The sequence below is a fragment of the Tolypothrix bouteillei VB521301 genome (assembly GCF_000760695.4).
GTDB lineage: Bacteria > Cyanobacteriota > Cyanobacteriia > Cyanobacteriales > Nostocaceae > Scytonema > Scytonema bouteillei_A.
Map to the genome: position 1 here is coordinate 2,380,883 of NZ_JHEG04000001.1, position 16,344 is coordinate 2,397,226.

Here is a 16,344-nt window from a genome sequence, read left to right on the forward strand (position 1 = left end):
TAAGTCTTTAACCGGACATGATATGCCTTGAAAAAGGCAGATGGCAGCTGTGTAAAGATAGCTGTTTCATGGTTGGCAATGAAATTTTTTCATCTCGACTGCCTCCAGACTTCTGCCTTTATGTACTAGTGAGTTTTGAGAACAAACTGTAACTTTTTCAACAATTCATCTGACGTGTAAGGCTTTGATAAAAACGTTGTGATGCTGTTACCAAAGATTTGAGCCATCTGAGAAAACCAAACCAACCCGCTGACACCGATAATTTTAACCTGTGGATTAATTTTTTTTAACACTCCAATCGTAGTTGAACCATCCATAGATGGCATCATCATATCAATTAACACAACACTAATTTCTTGCTGATGTTGCGTATATAGTGTCAGTGCTTCAATCCCATCCTTGGCAATTAAAACCTGATATCCATAGCTTTCCAGTACAGTTTTAGTCACCTCACAAATGGCATCTTCATCATCAACTAAGAGGATCAACTGTCCAAACGCAACCGAAAATTCATCATGAGGGGTGACACAAACATCTGTTTGATTAGTTAACATTGCAGGCAAGTACACTTGAAATTCGGTTCCCTTTCCAACCTCACTAAAAACGTTAATAAAACCGCCGTGACTTTTCACAATACCCATAACAGTTGAAAGACCAAGACCCGTACCTTTGCCTACTTCTTTTGTTGTAAAAAATGGTTCAAAAATTCGCTCAAGAATTTCCCTTTCCATTCCACATCCTGTATCGGATACTGTAATGACAACGTATAAACCCTCCTTAGCCTCAATATTCATTCGGGCATAACGACCATCAATCCAAATATTTTTGGCAGAAATTTCGAGAATACCACCATTAGGCATAGCATCACGAGCATTAATGCAAAGATTCATTAAGACTTGGTGCAATTGAGTTGCATTGCTTGCGATCGCCCAAAGGTTTTGTGCTGTTGCATTGGTGCGAACTTCAATGCTTTTGGGAAATGTCTGTTTAATAATATGCTCAATTTCTGAAACGATCGGCTCTATTTGTAAGGATGTACGCTCACCGTCAATACCGCGTGCAAATGACAGGACTTGTTTGACTAAATTTGCCCCACGTTTGATATTTGTTTTAACAATCGAAAGCCACTGCTGAGAGTGTTCATCCAAAAGTTTTCTTTCTAAAAGTTGAACGCTCAGTAGCATTGGTGTGAAAGTATTGTTGAGGTCATGAGCAATACCGCTTGCCAAAGTACCGATACTCTCTAGACGCTGAACTCGGAGAAACTGTGCTTCAAGTTGTTTTTTCTCGGTCATGTCAGTGTTTACTGTCAGAATAGATATTGGTTGCCCATATTCGTTGCGGACTAAAGTCCAACGGCTCGCAACAATTATTTCCTTACCTTCCTTGGTCAGTTGATATAACTCACCTTGCCACGAACCACACTCAGCCAAACTTGTTTGAATATCTTGAAGTTGATTCATGGTTTTGTGTTTGTATATGAGCTCGTTAGCGTTTTTACCGATCGCTTCTGTTGCTTTCCATCCGTACAAACGTTCAGCTCCTTTGTTCCAAAATCGAATTGGGTTGTCTAACAATTGGATTTGGTTATCTAAGTTTCGCACGAGAATCGCATCTGTCGTAATATCAAGCAGCTTTGCTTGTTCGTGGATTTTCTGTTCTGCTTGCTCGCGCTCTTCTTCTGCTTGTTTGCGCTCGGTAATATCAACAATAAAGCCAACCATACGAGCAATATTGCCCGCACTGTCTAAAACAAAGTACCCTTTATCCTCAACTGTGATGTAAGTGCCATCTTTACGACGGACGCGAAATACCAGATATAAAGGCTTTTTTGTAGATACAACGTGATTAATTTCTCGCTCGAATAAGTTTTTATCTTCGGGATGAACGAGATCTTGCCAGTCGTTCAAATCTCCTGATATCTCATCTAAGGTATAGCCTAATATCTGCTCTATGTTGCCCCCATAAGTGACTTCATGAGTATGAGGGTTCCAGTCGTAGAGTATCTGACCGCTTGCCTGAATGAGTGCTTCATAGCGGTTTTTCCACTCGGTTAATTCATCTGTTTGACGTCGGAGTTCTGCCTCTATCCGCTTGCGCTCCAAAATCTCCACTTCCAGAAGTTGATTTTGCTCCGTAAGTCTTTTCGTTAGGTTTTGCAAGCGCATGTGGATATTGACACGAGCTAAAACTTCTTCATGCTCTAAAGGCTTGGTGATGTAATCTACTGCCCCAAGTTTCAATCCTTTAACTTTATCTACTTTATCGGTGATTGCAGTCAAGAAAATGATAGGAATCTCTTGAGTGCTTTGATTGCTTTTCAAACGACGGCAAGTTTCAAAACCATCCATTCCCGGCATCAGTACATCTAACAAAATCAGGTCTGGAGGGGCATATTCTGCCATTTCAAGAGCACTTTCGCCATCTTCCGCCACCACCACTTTAAAACCAGAATCTTCTAAAAAATCAAACAACATTTGTAAATTATTAGGCGTATCATCGACAATCAAGATGACACCTTTTTCAGTATTATTAAAACTCATTGAAACCTCTTAATATTTTTAAACCTTAAGATTTTTTAAAAATTCTCGAATTTGTTTTCCTTTAAAACCTTTCGCCAGTTGACGCAGATGTATGGCAAACGGTACCCATTGCCGATTCAACTCCTCAAGTCTTGTGGTTTCTTGAATAATGCCTTTGAGGTCTCCCCTCATCGCCAGATCGAGTAAAGCAGAAACTTCTTGTGTCGGTGGAATCACAAGAGGGTCTTGAGCGGTCACGGGTGCATTAGTGGTATGCCTGTATGAGTTTTCTTCATAAACCCATTCCAACCCCAAGTATATTTGTAGTTTTTCTAGAAGCTCTGCTTCGCGGACTGGTTTGGGAAGGAAACTGTCGCAACCGACTTCGCGACTTTGTTGGTGGTCGAAATCAAAAACACTCGCTGAGATGGCAATGACCACAACTCCTTCCAACTCTGGCATCATCCTAAGGCGACGGGTAGCTTCAAATCCATCCATGACAGGCATTACCAAATCCATAAAAATGATATCTGGCTTGAACTGACAGGCTTTGTTTAAACTATCCAAGCCGTCTGTTGCTTCTAAAACTTCAAACCCTAAAGGCTCTAGCATATTGACCAACACAGAACGATTTGCCCACTTATCATCTACGACCAAAACTTTTCGCTTTGAGCCTTTAAAACCAATGATATTGTTTTCCTCTATATAAGAAACATCAGTCCATTCAACTTCAGGTAAATCTAAATCCAACCAAAAAATACTTCCTTTTCCTAGTGTACTTTCTACCTTCAATTCACCACCCATTAATTCAACGAGTTGACGGCTAATTGTCAATCCCAATCCCGTGCCTTCAGTCTCGCGACTCTTCTCGCCTACTTGTTGAAATGGTAAAAAGATTTCTTCTAATTTTTCCGGAGCAATACCAATCCCTGTATCTTCTACTTGAAATCGAAACCTTTCCTGATGATAGCCGACTTTGAAAGTAACATAACCTTGTTCTGTAAATTTAACTGCATTTCCAAGTAAGTTAATTAAAATTTGCCGCAAACGCTTTTCATCTGCTCGGATAGCTTTAGGTATAGGGGTGAGAGTTTCGTAAATTAACTCTATACCTTTTTGTTCGGCACGGATGCGACAAATTTCCGCAATCCCTTCTAAAAATTCAGGAAAATGAAAATTTTTGGCATAAAGTTCCATTTTCCTAGCTTCAATTTTTGAGATATCTAAAACATCATTAATTAGGTTGAGGAGGTGTTCGCCGCATTGATAAATAATGCTCAGACCGTTCTTTTGATGTTCTGTAATTGTTTTACCTTTTTTAAGGATTTGAGCATAACCCAAAATCCCATTGAGTGGAGTGCGGAGTTCGTGACTCATGTTAGCCAAAAACTGGCTTTTGGCTCGGTCGAGTTCTGCTAGCGCTTCAGCCCGTTTGCGTTCCATCTCTAGGGCGCGGGTGTTGGCGATCGCTGTTGCTATCTGACCTGCAACCAAGCTTAAAAATCTGCGATAGGTGTCGTTTAACGCACGGCGGGGGCTAATACCAACGACTAAAAGACCCGCAGGTAGCGTCACACCGGGCTGTGCTACGGGCAGAACGAGGGCTGTAGAAGGGGATTCCGGCCAAGGACCACCTGGTAAGGAACCAAATTGCGCCACCAAATTGTCTGCTTGTTCGATTTGTCCGGTGCGTGCGACTCTTGCTAAAGGCCACATTCCCGGTTCCTCGTGAGTATTAAGATCAATGGCGAGAGGACTGGCTGGTGTACCCGCTTCGAGCCCGGTTGTTCCTGCTAAACGCGCCTGTGCCCCATTCTCATCCAACAGGTAAAGTAGAGCAAAGGGAATATCCGCAGCATTCTGGCTTAAAGTCTCTGTGGCAATTCGACAAGCTTCTTCTGTCAGTTGCGCCGTAGCAGTGTTTGTCACCAGATCGTGAAGCGTCCGCAAGCGTCGTTCATCTATGACTCGTTCTGTGGTTTCGGTAACTGCCTGGAAAATGCCAGCTACACGACCCGACTCGTCGCGGATGGGGCTGTGGGAGAAGGTGAAGTAAGTCTCCTCGATATACCCATTGCGGTTTGGGAGGATTAACTGGTTTTCGTACCAGGTGCCTTCACCTGCTAAGACTCGCTCGAACATGGGAGTGAGAACGTCCCAGATTTCTGTCCACCAAGGATACGCAGGCTGTCCCAGTGCTCCGGGATGCTTGAGGTCACCGAGGATGGGACGGAAGCCGTCGTTGTAAAACTGGACTAATTCCGGACCCCAATGAATGAGCATGGGGAAGCGCGAGGCTAAGAGGATACTCACGGCAGTACGCAAGCTCTGGGGCCAACTACTGACCGGACCCAAGGGAGTTTTTGACCAATCAAGCGATCGCATCAGCGCTCCCATCTCCCCACCGCCCGCCAGACAATCTTCCGGTTTAGCCGTCTTCACCGCATCAATCACAAGCGCTCCTCCTGTTTGACGTGTGGCAATAACACCTAATTTCTTTCAAGTTTATTGCCCATGCACTAGTGACGTAATTTAACTTCAAATTACGTCATTTTAAGTAAACTTATTGAAAGTAAATACTCACATTTATAAGTATTAACACTTAGGATGTTTGGGGGGACTGGCGGAATTCCAGTAGCAATCATTTGGTGAAATGGTATTATACGTCTCATGAGGTACACCCCCCTCTTTCCCCCCTTGGTAAGGAGGGAAAGAGGGGGGTAATTTTTATACTTCACCAGGTTGAAATTTGCTGTACCTATCTCCCCAATATTGGGTAAGCAAGTTACTCCCTTTCCGCCATAAGACTACCGATCTTCTTCTCCTCTTTCCTCTGTGTCCTCTGCGCCTCTGCGGTTCATTTAATTAAGAAATCTTCGAGCGCGAAGGGAGTAGGCGAGCTTCCATATTCCGCTAACCAATGTGCGATCGCCCACCAATTACCCTTTCTTGTGCTTGAGCATAATTTAAGAAGAACGCCAATTCTCGATTTGCAAACTAGGTACTCTTTGAAATTCTCTCTCGTTAGATGTTACAAGAATGTGATTATAAGTTAGTGCTGTTGCTGCGATCGGTACATCATATGCACATTCTTGACTATCCCACGTTTGCATTTGCATTAGTAATGTGTTTCTACAAATGAGTTACTGTGTGTAAGTATGACTACAGCTTGAACTAACCGTTCTGGCTCAAGTGGCTTTGTGACGTGCCCTTGATAACCGCTAGCTATGGCTTGCTGGCGATCTGTTTCTCTGGCAAAAGCTGTCAATGCGATCGCAGGAATCTGTCCCCCTTGTTCGGGAGGCAAACTACGAACCTGTTGGATCAAAGTGTAGCCGTCAACTTCGGGCATTCCAATATCGCTAACTAACACATCGGGTTGAAAGGTTGCTAAATTTGCCAGTACCTCTGTGGTAGAGGCAACCATCAAAACCTCTGCTCCATATTGGGTAAGTAATACAGTTAATAGTTCGCGGGCATCCGGTTCATCATCAACGGCAAGGACTCGAATTCCTGTCAGATCGAGTTCTGGTTGGGGCAATTCGTCTAGCTGCTGCATTTTTGGTTCAATATTCAGCAACGGGAACTCGATGGTAAACGCTGCTCCTAATCCTTCACCAGGACTACCAGCCGCGATCGTGCCACCGTGAGCCTCAACCAATTGACGCACAATTGCCAAGCCCAGCCCCAATCCTCCATACTTGCGCGTAATCGAAGCATCCTCTTGCCGAAACGATTCAAAGATGTGGGGCAGAAAGTCCGAGCTGATGCCAATTCCCGTGTCTTTCACGGTAAGTTGTGCCCGATCGCCAATCCGCTCCAATACAATGTCTATCCGTCCCCCGTTAGGCGTGAATTTAATCGCATTGGACAACAGGTTCCAGACAATTTGCTGCAGGCGAGCGGTATCACCAAACACTTGCCCGATGTTGGGCAATACGGTATGCAGGGTGATGGACTTTGCAACGGCAGCAACTTTGACGGTTTCGATCGCCGCTTCAATCGCAAAGGATAGATTGACAGAAGCCATATTCAAGCTGAGTTTGCCACGTAGAATCTTGGCAACATCGAGCAAGTCATCAATGAGTTGTGTCTGTAATCTGACATTCCGCTCGATTGTGGCTAGGGCTTCAGCCGTTTTAGCCTCGTCCAACTTGCGAGATTGCAGGAGCTTTGTCCAGCCTAGAATTGGGTTTAGCGGCGATCTCAATTCATGGGACAGCACCGCCAAAAATTCATCCTTAATCCGATTAGCGCGTTCGGCTTCGGCTCTGGCAGCTTGTTCGCGTTGCAGCAATTGTTCCCGCTCTGCCTCAGCCCGCTTTTTTTCTGTAATGTTGAGAACGGTACCGATAAAGCGAACCACAACTCCATCTGAGTTGAACAATGCTTTTCCCTTCGCTGCAACCCATCGTTCGATGCCATCTTCAAGTCCCACAGTGCGGTACTCAATATCGTAATCGCCGCCGCTTTCGGGATTGAACGATCGCAGCACAACTTGATGAGTGCGATCGCGATCCTCTGGATGCAACCCTGCTAGGAAAACGTCCCAGGTAATTTCAGCACTAGGTGGTAGCCCAAACATCGCTTTGCACCGCTCGTCCCACTTCAAGACTTTGGTGATGGGGTTAAAATCCCACGTTCCGAGTTCGGCTGACGCCATTGCCAGACGCAAGCGGTTCTCACTTTCATGCAGGGCGGCTTCTACTTGTTTGCGATCGCTAATATCCTCAAACAAAATGGCAACTTTTCGACTTTCTGGCGCTCCAATCCGAAAAGAAGAAACACCGAACCACCGATTCAATGCTTCGGAGTAGTTTTCATAGCGAACGGGTTCCCCGGTCAGCACAACATTGCCATAGAGATCGATCCAGTACTGTTCCAGTTGTGGGTGCAGTTCGCGGGCAGTTTTGCCTTGTGCGTCTTTCAGACCGGAGTGTTTCTCAAAAACTGAGTTGATTTCTAACAAACGGTAATCGATTGGCGTGTTCTGCTCGTCAAACAGCACTTCAGCAACGCAAAAGCCTTCATTCATCGATTCAAACAAAGTGCGATAACGTTCTTCAGAAACACGCAAGGCTTCCTCAGCTTGTTTGCGATCGCTAATATCAATCACAGAACCGATATAACCTCTGAACTCGCCATCTTCCCCAAACCAGGGATTGGCCGCATCGATCGCCCAGCAATATACACCGTCTTGGCGGCGCAACCGATATTCCAATCGAAACGCTTCACGGCGTTCATTTGCCCTCAAAAAAATATGTTTGGAAGATTCACGGTCTTGGGGATGTAACGCATCGAGCCAGCCAAATCCCAGACCGGTCTCCTCGGTTCGAGCGGTGAAGTCGTACCAACTCTGATTGAGATAGGTACAGTAACCTGTAGGATCGGTTACCCAAATCATGACAGGAGCGTTATCCGCCATGTCACGGAATCGTTTTTCGCTGGCTTGTAGGGCGGCTTCTACCTGTTTGCGCTCGGAAATATCCATATTTACCCCAGTCATCTTGACTGGATTGCCGATGGTGTCATAGAACACGCGTCCCAGACCCAATGCCCAGCGCATTGTTCCATCGGGCTTAATAAAGCGGAACTCAATGTTGTAGTCTTCCCGTTCATACTGAGCGCAATGAATAGCTTGCTCAATCCAAGGCAGATCGTCGGGATGAATCATTGCCCTGACGGTTTCATACTGCCCATCAAAACTACCGGGAGCCATGCCAAACAGGCGTTCTAAATTAGTAGACCAGTTGACCTTACCCGTCTGAATGTCCCAATCCCAACTACCCATCTGAGCGGCTGCCATTGCCAGGTCAAGCCGTTCCTGGTTTTGTTGCAGGGCAATTTCGGTTTGCTGATGGTTAATAATTTCATTCAACAGCCTTGCTTCTAATTGCTTCTGGTTATCGATATTCGTAATCGTGCCAATCCAGCCTGTAATCTGTTCCTGATTATCTCGCGTTGGTACAGCTCGGCAGATAAACCACTGATACTCGCCATCCCAACGGCGAAAGCGGCATTCAATTTCAAATGATTCTCCATTCGCGATCGCCTCGTGCCATTTTATCAAGACGCGATCGCGTTCATCGGGGTGAACTGCGTTAGCTCTCGCCATGCCTATCGACTCCGCTTCACTCAACCCCGTGTATTCGTACCAGCGTTGATTCCGATAGTTAACAATTCCGGTTGCATCAGCCGTCCAAATCATTTGGGGCATAGCTTCGGCTAACTCTCGGTACCGCTGTTGGCTGGCTTTGAGAGCGGCAGCATCTTGATTCCGGTCTGTGATATCTAAAAAAGCTCCGATGACACTCCTGACTTGATTGCGATCGCTCCTTAGGGGAGTTGCATTGCATAGAAGCTGGCGCAGTCTGCCGTCGGGTAGCAGAATGTCAAACTCTACATCGCGCACTTCTACACCCAAGCAGCCAGCTACTTGCATCGGCAAATTCTCAGGGGGGATTTCCTGTCCATCTTGGAAGGTTCGATAGGTCGGTTGCTCACTGGCTGGCGCACTCTTCGAGATATTTTTACCAGGCTCGACACCGAGCAAGTGCCGAAGGTAGGCATTGCTTTGCATTTGAGTACACGCTGAATCGGTAGCGATCGCAATCCCTACCGGAATCATGTCCAACAGCGTTTGCACTTCGGATACCCGATTGGTTAACTCCTGGTTGAGTTGTTGAATGGCGGCTTCCGCTTGTTTTTGCTGGCTTAAATCGATAGCGAATGCGACGTGTTCACCAGTGCCATCTATCCACTGCGTGCTGCTAATCCAGATTGGGAGGCGCGTTCCATCACGGCGGAGCAGTTCCTTTTCCACAGGTGGAGCAAAGCCCTGCTCCTGTATCTGTGCCATCGCCCGGTCTGTTTGTTCGGAGTACTCCGGCGGGATGAAGCTACGCCAGTTTATCTCCTGTTGCTCAAACTCTTCCCGCGTTAGCCCGTACAGGTGCAGCATGGCGTTGTTAATCACCTTCACCTTACCGTCTGCGCTGCCAATGCCAATGCCGATTGGAGCCGTGTCAATCAGCCGCTGTAAGTAATTCTGCTGCTGTTGTAGGTCTGCTATCGTCTGGCTCAACTCTAACTCCAACCGCTTGCGATCGGTGACATCACGCCAGGAGGCAACAAAGCCATCATTCAACTTGGTCGCCCGAATATCAAACACCCGCCCTAACCGCTGCTCACCTCCATAGGTGTCCTCGTAGATTAGCGAGTCTTTGATTAAGGGTTCTCCCGTTTCAACCAATTGACAATACTCGTCAAACAGACCCAATTCGCGATGTCCCGGCAGCATTTCACATAAGCCTCGACCGATCTGCATCTCTTTGGGCATACGGTTGTTTTCACACGCCGCCCCATTGAGATAATCAATGCGAAAGTCTAAAATTTGCCCTGACTCATTTCGCATGGCTGAGAAGATGCCAAAGCAGTCTAGCATATTCTCAACCGATGTTTGAAACTGCTCCTGGCTGCGTTGCAGTTTCCGTTGTAACTCCGCATTTTCGATAGCACTCCGCATCGCCAGACGCAAATCGTCAGGAGTTATCCGATCTCTGACCAGATAATCTGCCGCTCCATTCTTGAACGCATGGACGGCAGTCTTCGTGTCTCCACTGCCAATTACGACGATCGGCGGGCAGCGATCGCCCATTTGTTCCTTCAGTTGACGAAGCAGATTGATGCTCTTGGCATGGGGAAATTGAATTTCTAGGAGAATGCCATCAATCTGCTGTAATTGAGACAGTGGCAGAATCGGGATGTGGTACTGCTTTGTGAGAACTTTGTATGCAACATTCCGATCCTGCTGTAATTGCTGCTTATAGTTGTTATCGTTCTTGTTAGAGTCAGCAATCACAAGAACAGTCCGATAAGTTGACATACTTAAGATCCAAAATTACATAGATAACAGATTGGCTTGCGTCCAATCTTGCTTGCTTTTAGGCATAAAAAACTCCTGTAGATGCTTGTGTGTACACCTATAGGAAAATTCTACAACTTTTTTATGAATTCTACAGGATTCCTATTTGATTTTTAAAATACACGTAGGTAGGTCTATACCGCACAAAAGCTTTTATGTAATGGGCAATGCCCGCACTACAATAATTAAATGTTTTCACAAATCAGATAGGATTGCTATACGACTTTTTTGTGACTCCACAAATGCTGTAGGATCGCAAACAAAGTCGTATAATTTTATCACCTTAAACCATTATTTTATCGTTACCACTTCAGCACTTTGGCTCAAAACCTTACAAATGACACTTGAGCAATGACAAATGACGATTCTGACTAGTCAACTTTCATTGTACTGACTTACTTACCTTTCTAAAAAATATTTATTCCACGAGCTTTTATTAATGGTTGAATAATTTGTCTTTCCTTTCTGGATTTGTTTAACATAACTTTATTGATTCGCGCCTACTTAACTTAAACTCACCATTATTGCAACAAATGGTAGGAGCATCCCAAAGAGTGCCAATTGCCCTCAAAATGGAATTCACCGACGGCAGGCGCTATCTCCTTACCGAGACGCTACGCGAACAACGGGGGGCTTTGGGGTCCCCACGAAGTGGGGTTGGGGGGAAACCCTCCGAAGTTTGCTATTGGGGAGACAGTGCGTTGCGGAGAGCAGCTCCGTGCGGGGGTTCGCTCCCCAAATGGTAATATGGGAAGAGTATCTAGTTTTTAAATTACGGTCTTTCCTGGGCATTAGCTTGATTGGGAATCGTTCATGGAGTCAATCTGATGTTAAACGTTAAACCTCGATTTGCAAGTTTTGCCGAGTATCTCCAATACAACGATGATTCAGAAAAACTTTATGAACTCTTTAATGGAGAATTGATCGAAATGCCTCCAGAATCTGGCTTAAATATTCAAATTGCTAATCGGCTTTTTTTGGCTTTTGCCTTAATGCTAGGAACTGACAGAGTCAGAGGACAAGGACTAGAATTATAAGTCAGAGGTGAACCCAAAAACCGCTATCCAGACCTCACCATTATCCGAGAAGAACATATTCAACAACTATCAAAGCGTAACACCATTTGTCTTTCCATGTTACCCCCTCTATTAGTAATTGAAATAGTTAGTCCTGGAGATATCCAAAGAGAGAGAGACTCCATCGCCAAAAGAATACAATATCAAGATTGCCGCATTCCCGAATATTGGATAGTCAATCCCCAAACTCACACTATTTTAATCTTAGAACTTAGAGGAGATTCTTATATAGAAGTAGGTAATTTTAGCAATAATGATTTACTGCTATCCCCCGGATTTCGACAACAACTTAATCTAAAAGTTTCTGAGGTTTTTGGTAAAGATAAGGTGGATGAATAAAAGCTTTGGATCAATACATTCTTTATCAAAATATAATGGAAGAAACAGAACCGGGAAGGCAACTATATCTAGCAATTCGCAAAGCAACGTATCGGGAGATTTTTTCAGAACCCATTGGTAGCCTTGTTATCAAAAAAAATTCCCTTCACTTACTGATATTTGACCCGCAAAAGGAGACGATCGCTCAATGGATAGATTAGATGACTATCGCAAAATAATTCAGCGCATACTGACAGAGTATATGCAAATTCCCTATGCTTATGGAAACTTGCAGTATAAACTGATAGTTAGCAGCGATCGCAATAGCTATTTGTTAATAACGATGGGGTGGGAAGACGATACTAGAGTTCATGGATGTCTGATTCACATTGACATTTTTGACGACAAAATTTGGATTCAACGAGATGGAACTGAAGACGGCATTGCTAACGAGCTAATTGCTGCTGGAATTCCCATACCAGATATTGTTATTGGATTCCATCCTCCGGAACTTAGACCTTATACTAAATATGCTACCGCAATTTGAGGAGATAGCAATTTAATTGCAACAAAAGTGCTACTTGGTTGCAAATAGCTTTCTTTAGAGCACTGTTTTCTAGTTAAGTTAGGTAGAAAAAAATAGAGCTACGTAAAAGTTGATAAACACGCTTAAACTCCTACAAATGTCCAAAGATAAATGACCAACGATCGTCCTGACTGGTGTACTTTAATTGTGATGAATTACTAAGTTTTGAGAACAAACTGTAACTTTTTCAACAATTCATCTTAAGACTTATCTGGAGGGAGGATGCCAATTACTCTCAATCCACAATACTCTCGCCTCAGTTATGTACTCATTATTTAGTCGCAAAGCAATTACAGTTGCCCGACCTGTGGGTGTGAGACCAGCAATATGAGTTCCACCATTTACCCAGCTAAAATGCTCTTGCCAAAATTGTTGCCTTGGATTAAATAACGGCACTAACTGACTTGTTTGTGGGTCAATTGCATGAGTTTTTGCACCTTTAAATTCATTACAGCGATAACAGGAAGCTGCTAAATTGTCAGATTCATCTTTACCTCCAGCAGCTTTAGGCAAGATATGCTCCATTACCAAAGGCATACCAACTAAACGAGAATAAGTTTTGCAATACTCACAGCGAAACCCTGCCCTTGCTAAAACTTCAGAACGAATTTTGTCAGGGATAGCCATGATTATTCGGGTAATTCATTTAAAGCAGGTACTCTGTGTCCTCGCCAACGGAGAACTGACCAAGCATAAGCTTTTTGTAACATCAAGCGATCGGCTGCTATCCTTAACTGGCTCAGTTCTTGACGTTCGCTAGGGGTAATTTCGCCATTTTGATTCTTCTCTAATAATTCTATATGGCGTTGTTGCTGTTCTAGATCCGTTTGACTTTGAGCAAGCACTAACAATTCTTGACTATCCCACGTTTGCATTTGCAAAAGTTCTGCCTGAATTTCTACTGGCGCATTGTCAGGTGTTGGGGGTAAGTTACTGGCAATGCTTTGAGCAGCCAGGACTTCCAAGGGTTGTTGGGTTGCCGAGGCGATACGAGCCAATTGTTGAAAAATGGCTTGTGGAAGTTCAACCGTGACTTTTTGCGTTGCCATTAGTTGCTGAATGTCGCGAGTTGTTTATACTTTCAATATTAGCGTTGATGTTTCTTTGTTATTGTCAGGCACAATAACTAGATTTGACTAGTTGTGCGATCGCTTTGTATGTCATGAAAGTTACCATCAACAGTAAAATATCTCAGTCACATCTAATGGTCTAAAAGGCGATCGCCTGATGCTTGGAAAAATCTGGGCGATCGCCCTTCTGAGCCATCGTCATTGTTTGAATCCGATTCCGTCAAATCTGAAAGTTGCTCTCTGATTGGTGTGCAATCGTTCTGGTTGCTTTGTTATATTCCATAATCTGCCTAAAAAAGTTAGAGAATTGAAACAGATGTTGTAGAAAGCAGGATTTACACTGTTACCTAAAAGGGGTAAAGGTAGTCATTCCTACTGGATTCATCCACTTTTGCGAAATCCTGTAGTTCTGTCTGGCAAAGATGGCAAAGATGCAAAACCTTACCAAGAAAAAGATGTAACAGCAGCACTAGAAGAACTAAAGCAGTCAGAGCAAGGGGATGAATAATGAAATATAGCATTTTGATTCAATGGTCTGAGAACGATCGGGTGTATGTTGCGAGTTTGCCTGAATGGGGTAAATATGCTCAGACACACGGGGAAACTTATGAAGAAGCACTTGAGAACGCTAAGGAAGTTTTAGACGATCTGGTGTACGCTTATAAGCAAATCGGTAAGCCTTTACCAGAGCCTTCTACACTAGAGCTAGCTTAAAGTTCTGGTCTCATCCTCCCTTTTGGTAACGCTCGAACTACTTAGCTTATTTTCAGTCTTGCTTGCTCCTAGCTATGATAAAGTCTCCTGAAGCTATCTTGCGTATCTAGCCTTAGGAGATATTTTCCAACTTTTTTATTTTTTTTCCAACTTTTTTATCTCTCTACACAGCCGCCACGCCCCTACCTGCGTCCTACTCCACAGTCACTGATTTTGCCAAATTTCTGGGCTGATCCACATCCAAACCGCGAAGTGCTGCGATGTGATAAGCCAGCAATTGTAAGGGAATGACCGTAAGTATTGGAGACAGCAATTCATTAACATGAGAAACAGGGAGAATATCATTAAAAATTTCTCCGGCTTCTCCATCATTCACTGGTGTCACGCCAATTAAACGAGAATCGCGGGCTTTCGCTTCTTGGGAGTTAGAAATCACTTTTTCGTAAACACTACCAGGCATTGCGATCGCAACTACAGGCACTTTTGCATCCAACAAAGCAATGGGTCCGTGCTTCATTTCGCCTGCAGGATATCCCTCTGCATGAATGTAACTGATTTCTTTTAACTTCAACGCCCCTTCCAAAGCAATAGGAAAATTAATCCCCCTTCCCAAAAAGATAAAATCTTTAGTCTCGGCAAAATTATGAGCCAATTGCCCGATATAATCCTCTTGTTTTTCCAAATTTGCTTCAATTTCTCCGGGAATTTGCCGCAAACCATCAATAATTTCCTGTAACTCTGTTGGGGAAATTGCCTGACGGAGATATGCCAAATCCAATGCCAAAGCGTAAAATGCCATCAATTGAGCAATAAAAGTTTTTGTCGCCGCTACCCCAATTTCAATTCCTGCAAGAGTATTGATAATTTGAGGGACCATATGACCCAAAGTGCTTTCCGGACGATTGGTAATTCCCAACAATCGGGCTTGATACTTCGCTTCTTTACCCTGGCGGCGTTCTTTTTCCATTGCTAAAGCTGCTAGGGTATCAGCCGTTTCTCCTGATTGGGTAACACCAATTGTTAAAGTATTTGCTGTCAGCGGTGATGGTGCGTAACGATATTCCGAGGCGTAATGTACGTTCGTGGGAATACCCGCTACTTGTTCTAGTAAGTGTTTCCCTACCAATGCTGCATGCCAACTGGTTCCGCAAGCAACAATTTGGATTTGTTCTAAATCCGCATAAATTTCTGTCGGTAAACCAAGGTTCACTGGAGATTTTGTCGAATCTCCTGCATTCCAATCAGCGTTAAAGTAGGCTTCCAAACAAGCCCTCACAACTCCCGGTTGTTCGTAGATTTCCTTGAGCATGAAGTGCTTGAATCCCTGCTTTTCCACCATTGTGGGATTCAAGTTCATCAGGCGGGGCTGTTTTTTTAACCGTTCACCAGCAAAATTGTAAATCTCTACCCCCAAGGGTGTGAGACGTGCTATTTCTCCGTTTTCTAACGGTAATACCGCACGAGTATGAGCTATAATTGCTGGCGTATCAGACGCGCAGAAAAATTCCCCTTGCCCAAAACCAATGACTAAAGGCGCTTGCTGTCGCACAACAATCAGCTCGTCTGGATAATCGGCGGAAATTGCTGCGATCGCAAAAGCCCCCTCTAATTTATTAACAGCTTGGCGGATTGCGTCAAGGAAAGGAGAGGGGGAGAAGGGAACAGAGGGAGAAGGTTCTTTAAGAAATTGAGCAATGAGATGAGGAATCACCTCAGTATCCGTCTCAGAACGGAACTGGTGTCCTTGGGTTTTTAAATATTCGCGTAATTCCCGGTAATTTTCTACTATGCCATTTTGCACCACCGCTACCCGCAGTGCTGTATCCATATGGGGATGAGCATTATATTCCTCTGGCTTACCGTGAGTCGCCCAACGAGTATGACCAATACCAATCTGGGCTGGAGTTTCTACTTGTTCTAGCTTAGAACGTAGATTGTAAAGCTTACCTTTTGCCCGCACACAATTAACATCACCTTCCCATATCGTGGCAATTCCCGCAGAATCATAACCCCGATACTCCAGTTTTTCTAGCCCAGATAGCAAAATTTCTGTTGCCGCTTGAGTGCCAATATAACCTACGATGCCGCACATTGCTCACACCATTTTTTTAATATAACTATTGCAACCAGTATA

At 44.3% G+C, this 16,344-nt stretch carries 10 protein-coding genes and 2 pseudogenes; 5 read left to right on the forward strand and 7 right to left on the reverse strand.

Annotation, left to right across the window (positions count from 1 at the left end):
- Positions 1-125: 125 nt before the first annotated feature.
- From HC643_RS09600 to HC643_RS40790, 4 genes are all read right to left on the reverse strand, one after another.
- A complete protein-coding gene (locus HC643_RS09600; RefSeq protein WP_038077174.1) occupies positions 126-2,543 on the reverse strand; it encodes a hybrid sensor histidine kinase/response regulator in 2,418 nt (805 codons plus the stop codon).
- Between the two features lie 18 nt (positions 2,544-2,561).
- Positions 2,562-4,919, reverse strand: a complete 2,358-nt coding sequence (locus tag HC643_RS42535) for a GAF domain-containing hybrid sensor histidine kinase/response regulator (RefSeq protein WP_082051827.1) — start codon at positions 4,917-4,919, stop codon at positions 2,562-2,564.
- A 569-nt stretch (positions 4,920-5,488) separates the two neighbouring features.
- Complete coding sequence (locus HC643_RS09610; RefSeq protein WP_411858882.1) at positions 5,489-5,641, reverse strand: PIN domain-containing protein; 153 nt, start codon at positions 5,639-5,641, stop codon at positions 5,489-5,491.
- Positions 5,641-10,407 carry a PAS domain S-box protein gene (locus HC643_RS40790; RefSeq protein ID WP_050046179.1) on the reverse strand — a complete coding sequence of 1,589 codons (4,767 nt, stop codon included), beginning with the start codon at positions 10,405-10,407 and terminating at the stop codon, positions 5,641-5,643. Before HC643_RS40790 ends, HC643_RS09610 begins: the two co-directional genes overlap by 1 nt.
- An 866-nt stretch (positions 10,408-11,273) precedes the next feature.
- On the opposite strand from HC643_RS40790, the pseudogene HC643_RS09630 reads away from it, so the two are divergent.
- The 3 genes and pseudogenes from HC643_RS09630 (at position 11,274) to HC643_RS09640 (ending at position 12,387) form a co-directional block, all read left to right on the forward strand.
- Positions 11,274-11,861: pseudogene (locus HC643_RS09630) on the forward strand (Uma2 family endonuclease).
- A 5-nt stretch (positions 11,862-11,866) separates the two neighbouring features.
- Entirely contained in the window at positions 11,867-12,061 is a 195-nt protein-coding gene (locus HC643_RS09635) for an element excision factor XisH family protein (RefSeq protein WP_072040784.1), read from the forward strand.
- Entirely contained in the window at positions 12,049-12,387 is a 339-nt protein-coding gene (locus HC643_RS09640; RefSeq protein ID WP_038077178.1) for a XisI protein, read from the forward strand. The genes HC643_RS09635 and HC643_RS09640 overlap by 13 nt, the downstream gene beginning before the upstream one ends.
- 246 nt (positions 12,388-12,633) lie before the next feature.
- On the opposite strand, the gene HC643_RS09645 is transcribed toward HC643_RS09640, so the two are convergent.
- Together HC643_RS09645 and HC643_RS09650 are read right to left on the reverse strand one after the other, a co-directional pair.
- A complete protein-coding gene (locus HC643_RS09645) occupies positions 12,634-13,053 on the reverse strand; it encodes an HNH endonuclease (protein ID WP_072040783.1) in 420 nt (139 codons plus the stop codon).
- A 2-nt stretch (positions 13,054-13,055) separates the two neighbouring features.
- Positions 13,056-13,475, reverse strand: coding sequence for a hypothetical protein (locus HC643_RS09650; RefSeq protein ID WP_038077180.1), 420 nt, complete (start codon positions 13,473-13,475; stop codon positions 13,056-13,058).
- A 358-nt stretch (positions 13,476-13,833) separates the two neighbouring features.
- On the opposite strand from HC643_RS09650, the pseudogene HC643_RS09655 reads away from it, so the two are divergent.
- Positions 13,834-14,004: pseudogene (locus HC643_RS09655) on the forward strand (type II toxin-antitoxin system HicA family toxin); the annotation flags it as partial.
- Positions 14,004-14,210: a type II toxin-antitoxin system HicB family antitoxin gene (locus HC643_RS09660; RefSeq protein ID WP_038077182.1), complete on the forward strand. Its 207-nt coding sequence runs from the start codon at positions 14,004-14,006 to the stop codon at positions 14,208-14,210. The pseudogene HC643_RS09655 and the gene HC643_RS09660, both read left to right, overlap by 1 nt.
- Positions 14,211-14,403: 193 nt before the next feature.
- Here HC643_RS09660 and glmS read toward each other — a convergent pair whose 3' ends face one another.
- Complete coding sequence (glmS, locus tag HC643_RS09665) at positions 14,404-16,302, reverse strand: glutamine--fructose-6-phosphate transaminase (isomerizing) (RefSeq protein WP_038077185.1); 1,899 nt, start codon at positions 16,300-16,302, stop codon at positions 14,404-14,406.
- Positions 16,303-16,344 lie beyond the last annotated feature (42 nt).

Coding starts and splice junctions, on each gene's coding strand:
- HC643_RS09640 (WP_038077178.1), top strand. CDS start 12,049: ATGGATAGATTAGATGACTATCGCAAAATAATTCAGCGCATACTGACA.
- HC643_RS09645 (WP_072040783.1), bottom strand. CDS start 13,053: ATGGCTATCCCTGACAAAATTCGTTCTGAAGTTTTAGCAAGGGCAGGG.
- glmS (WP_038077185.1), bottom strand. CDS start 16,302: ATGTGCGGCATCGTAGGTTATATTGGCACTCAAGCGGCAACAGAAATT.
- HC643_RS09610 (WP_411858882.1), bottom strand. CDS start 5,641: ATGCAAATGCAAACGTGGGATAGTCAAGAATGTGCATATGATGTACCG.
- HC643_RS42535 (WP_082051827.1), bottom strand. CDS start 4,919: ATGGGAGCGCTGATGCGATCGCTTGATTGGTCAAAAACTCCCTTGGGT.
- HC643_RS09660 (WP_038077182.1), top strand. CDS start 14,004: ATGAAATATAGCATTTTGATTCAATGGTCTGAGAACGATCGGGTGTAT.
- HC643_RS09650 (WP_038077180.1), bottom strand. CDS start 13,475: ATGGCAACGCAAAAAGTCACGGTTGAACTTCCACAAGCCATTTTTCAA.
- HC643_RS09600 (WP_038077174.1), bottom strand. CDS start 2,543: ATGAGTTTTAATAATACTGAAAAAGGTGTCATCTTGATTGTCGATGAT.
- HC643_RS40790 (WP_050046179.1), bottom strand. CDS start 10,407: ATGTCAACTTATCGGACTGTTCTTGTGATTGCTGACTCTAACAAGAAC.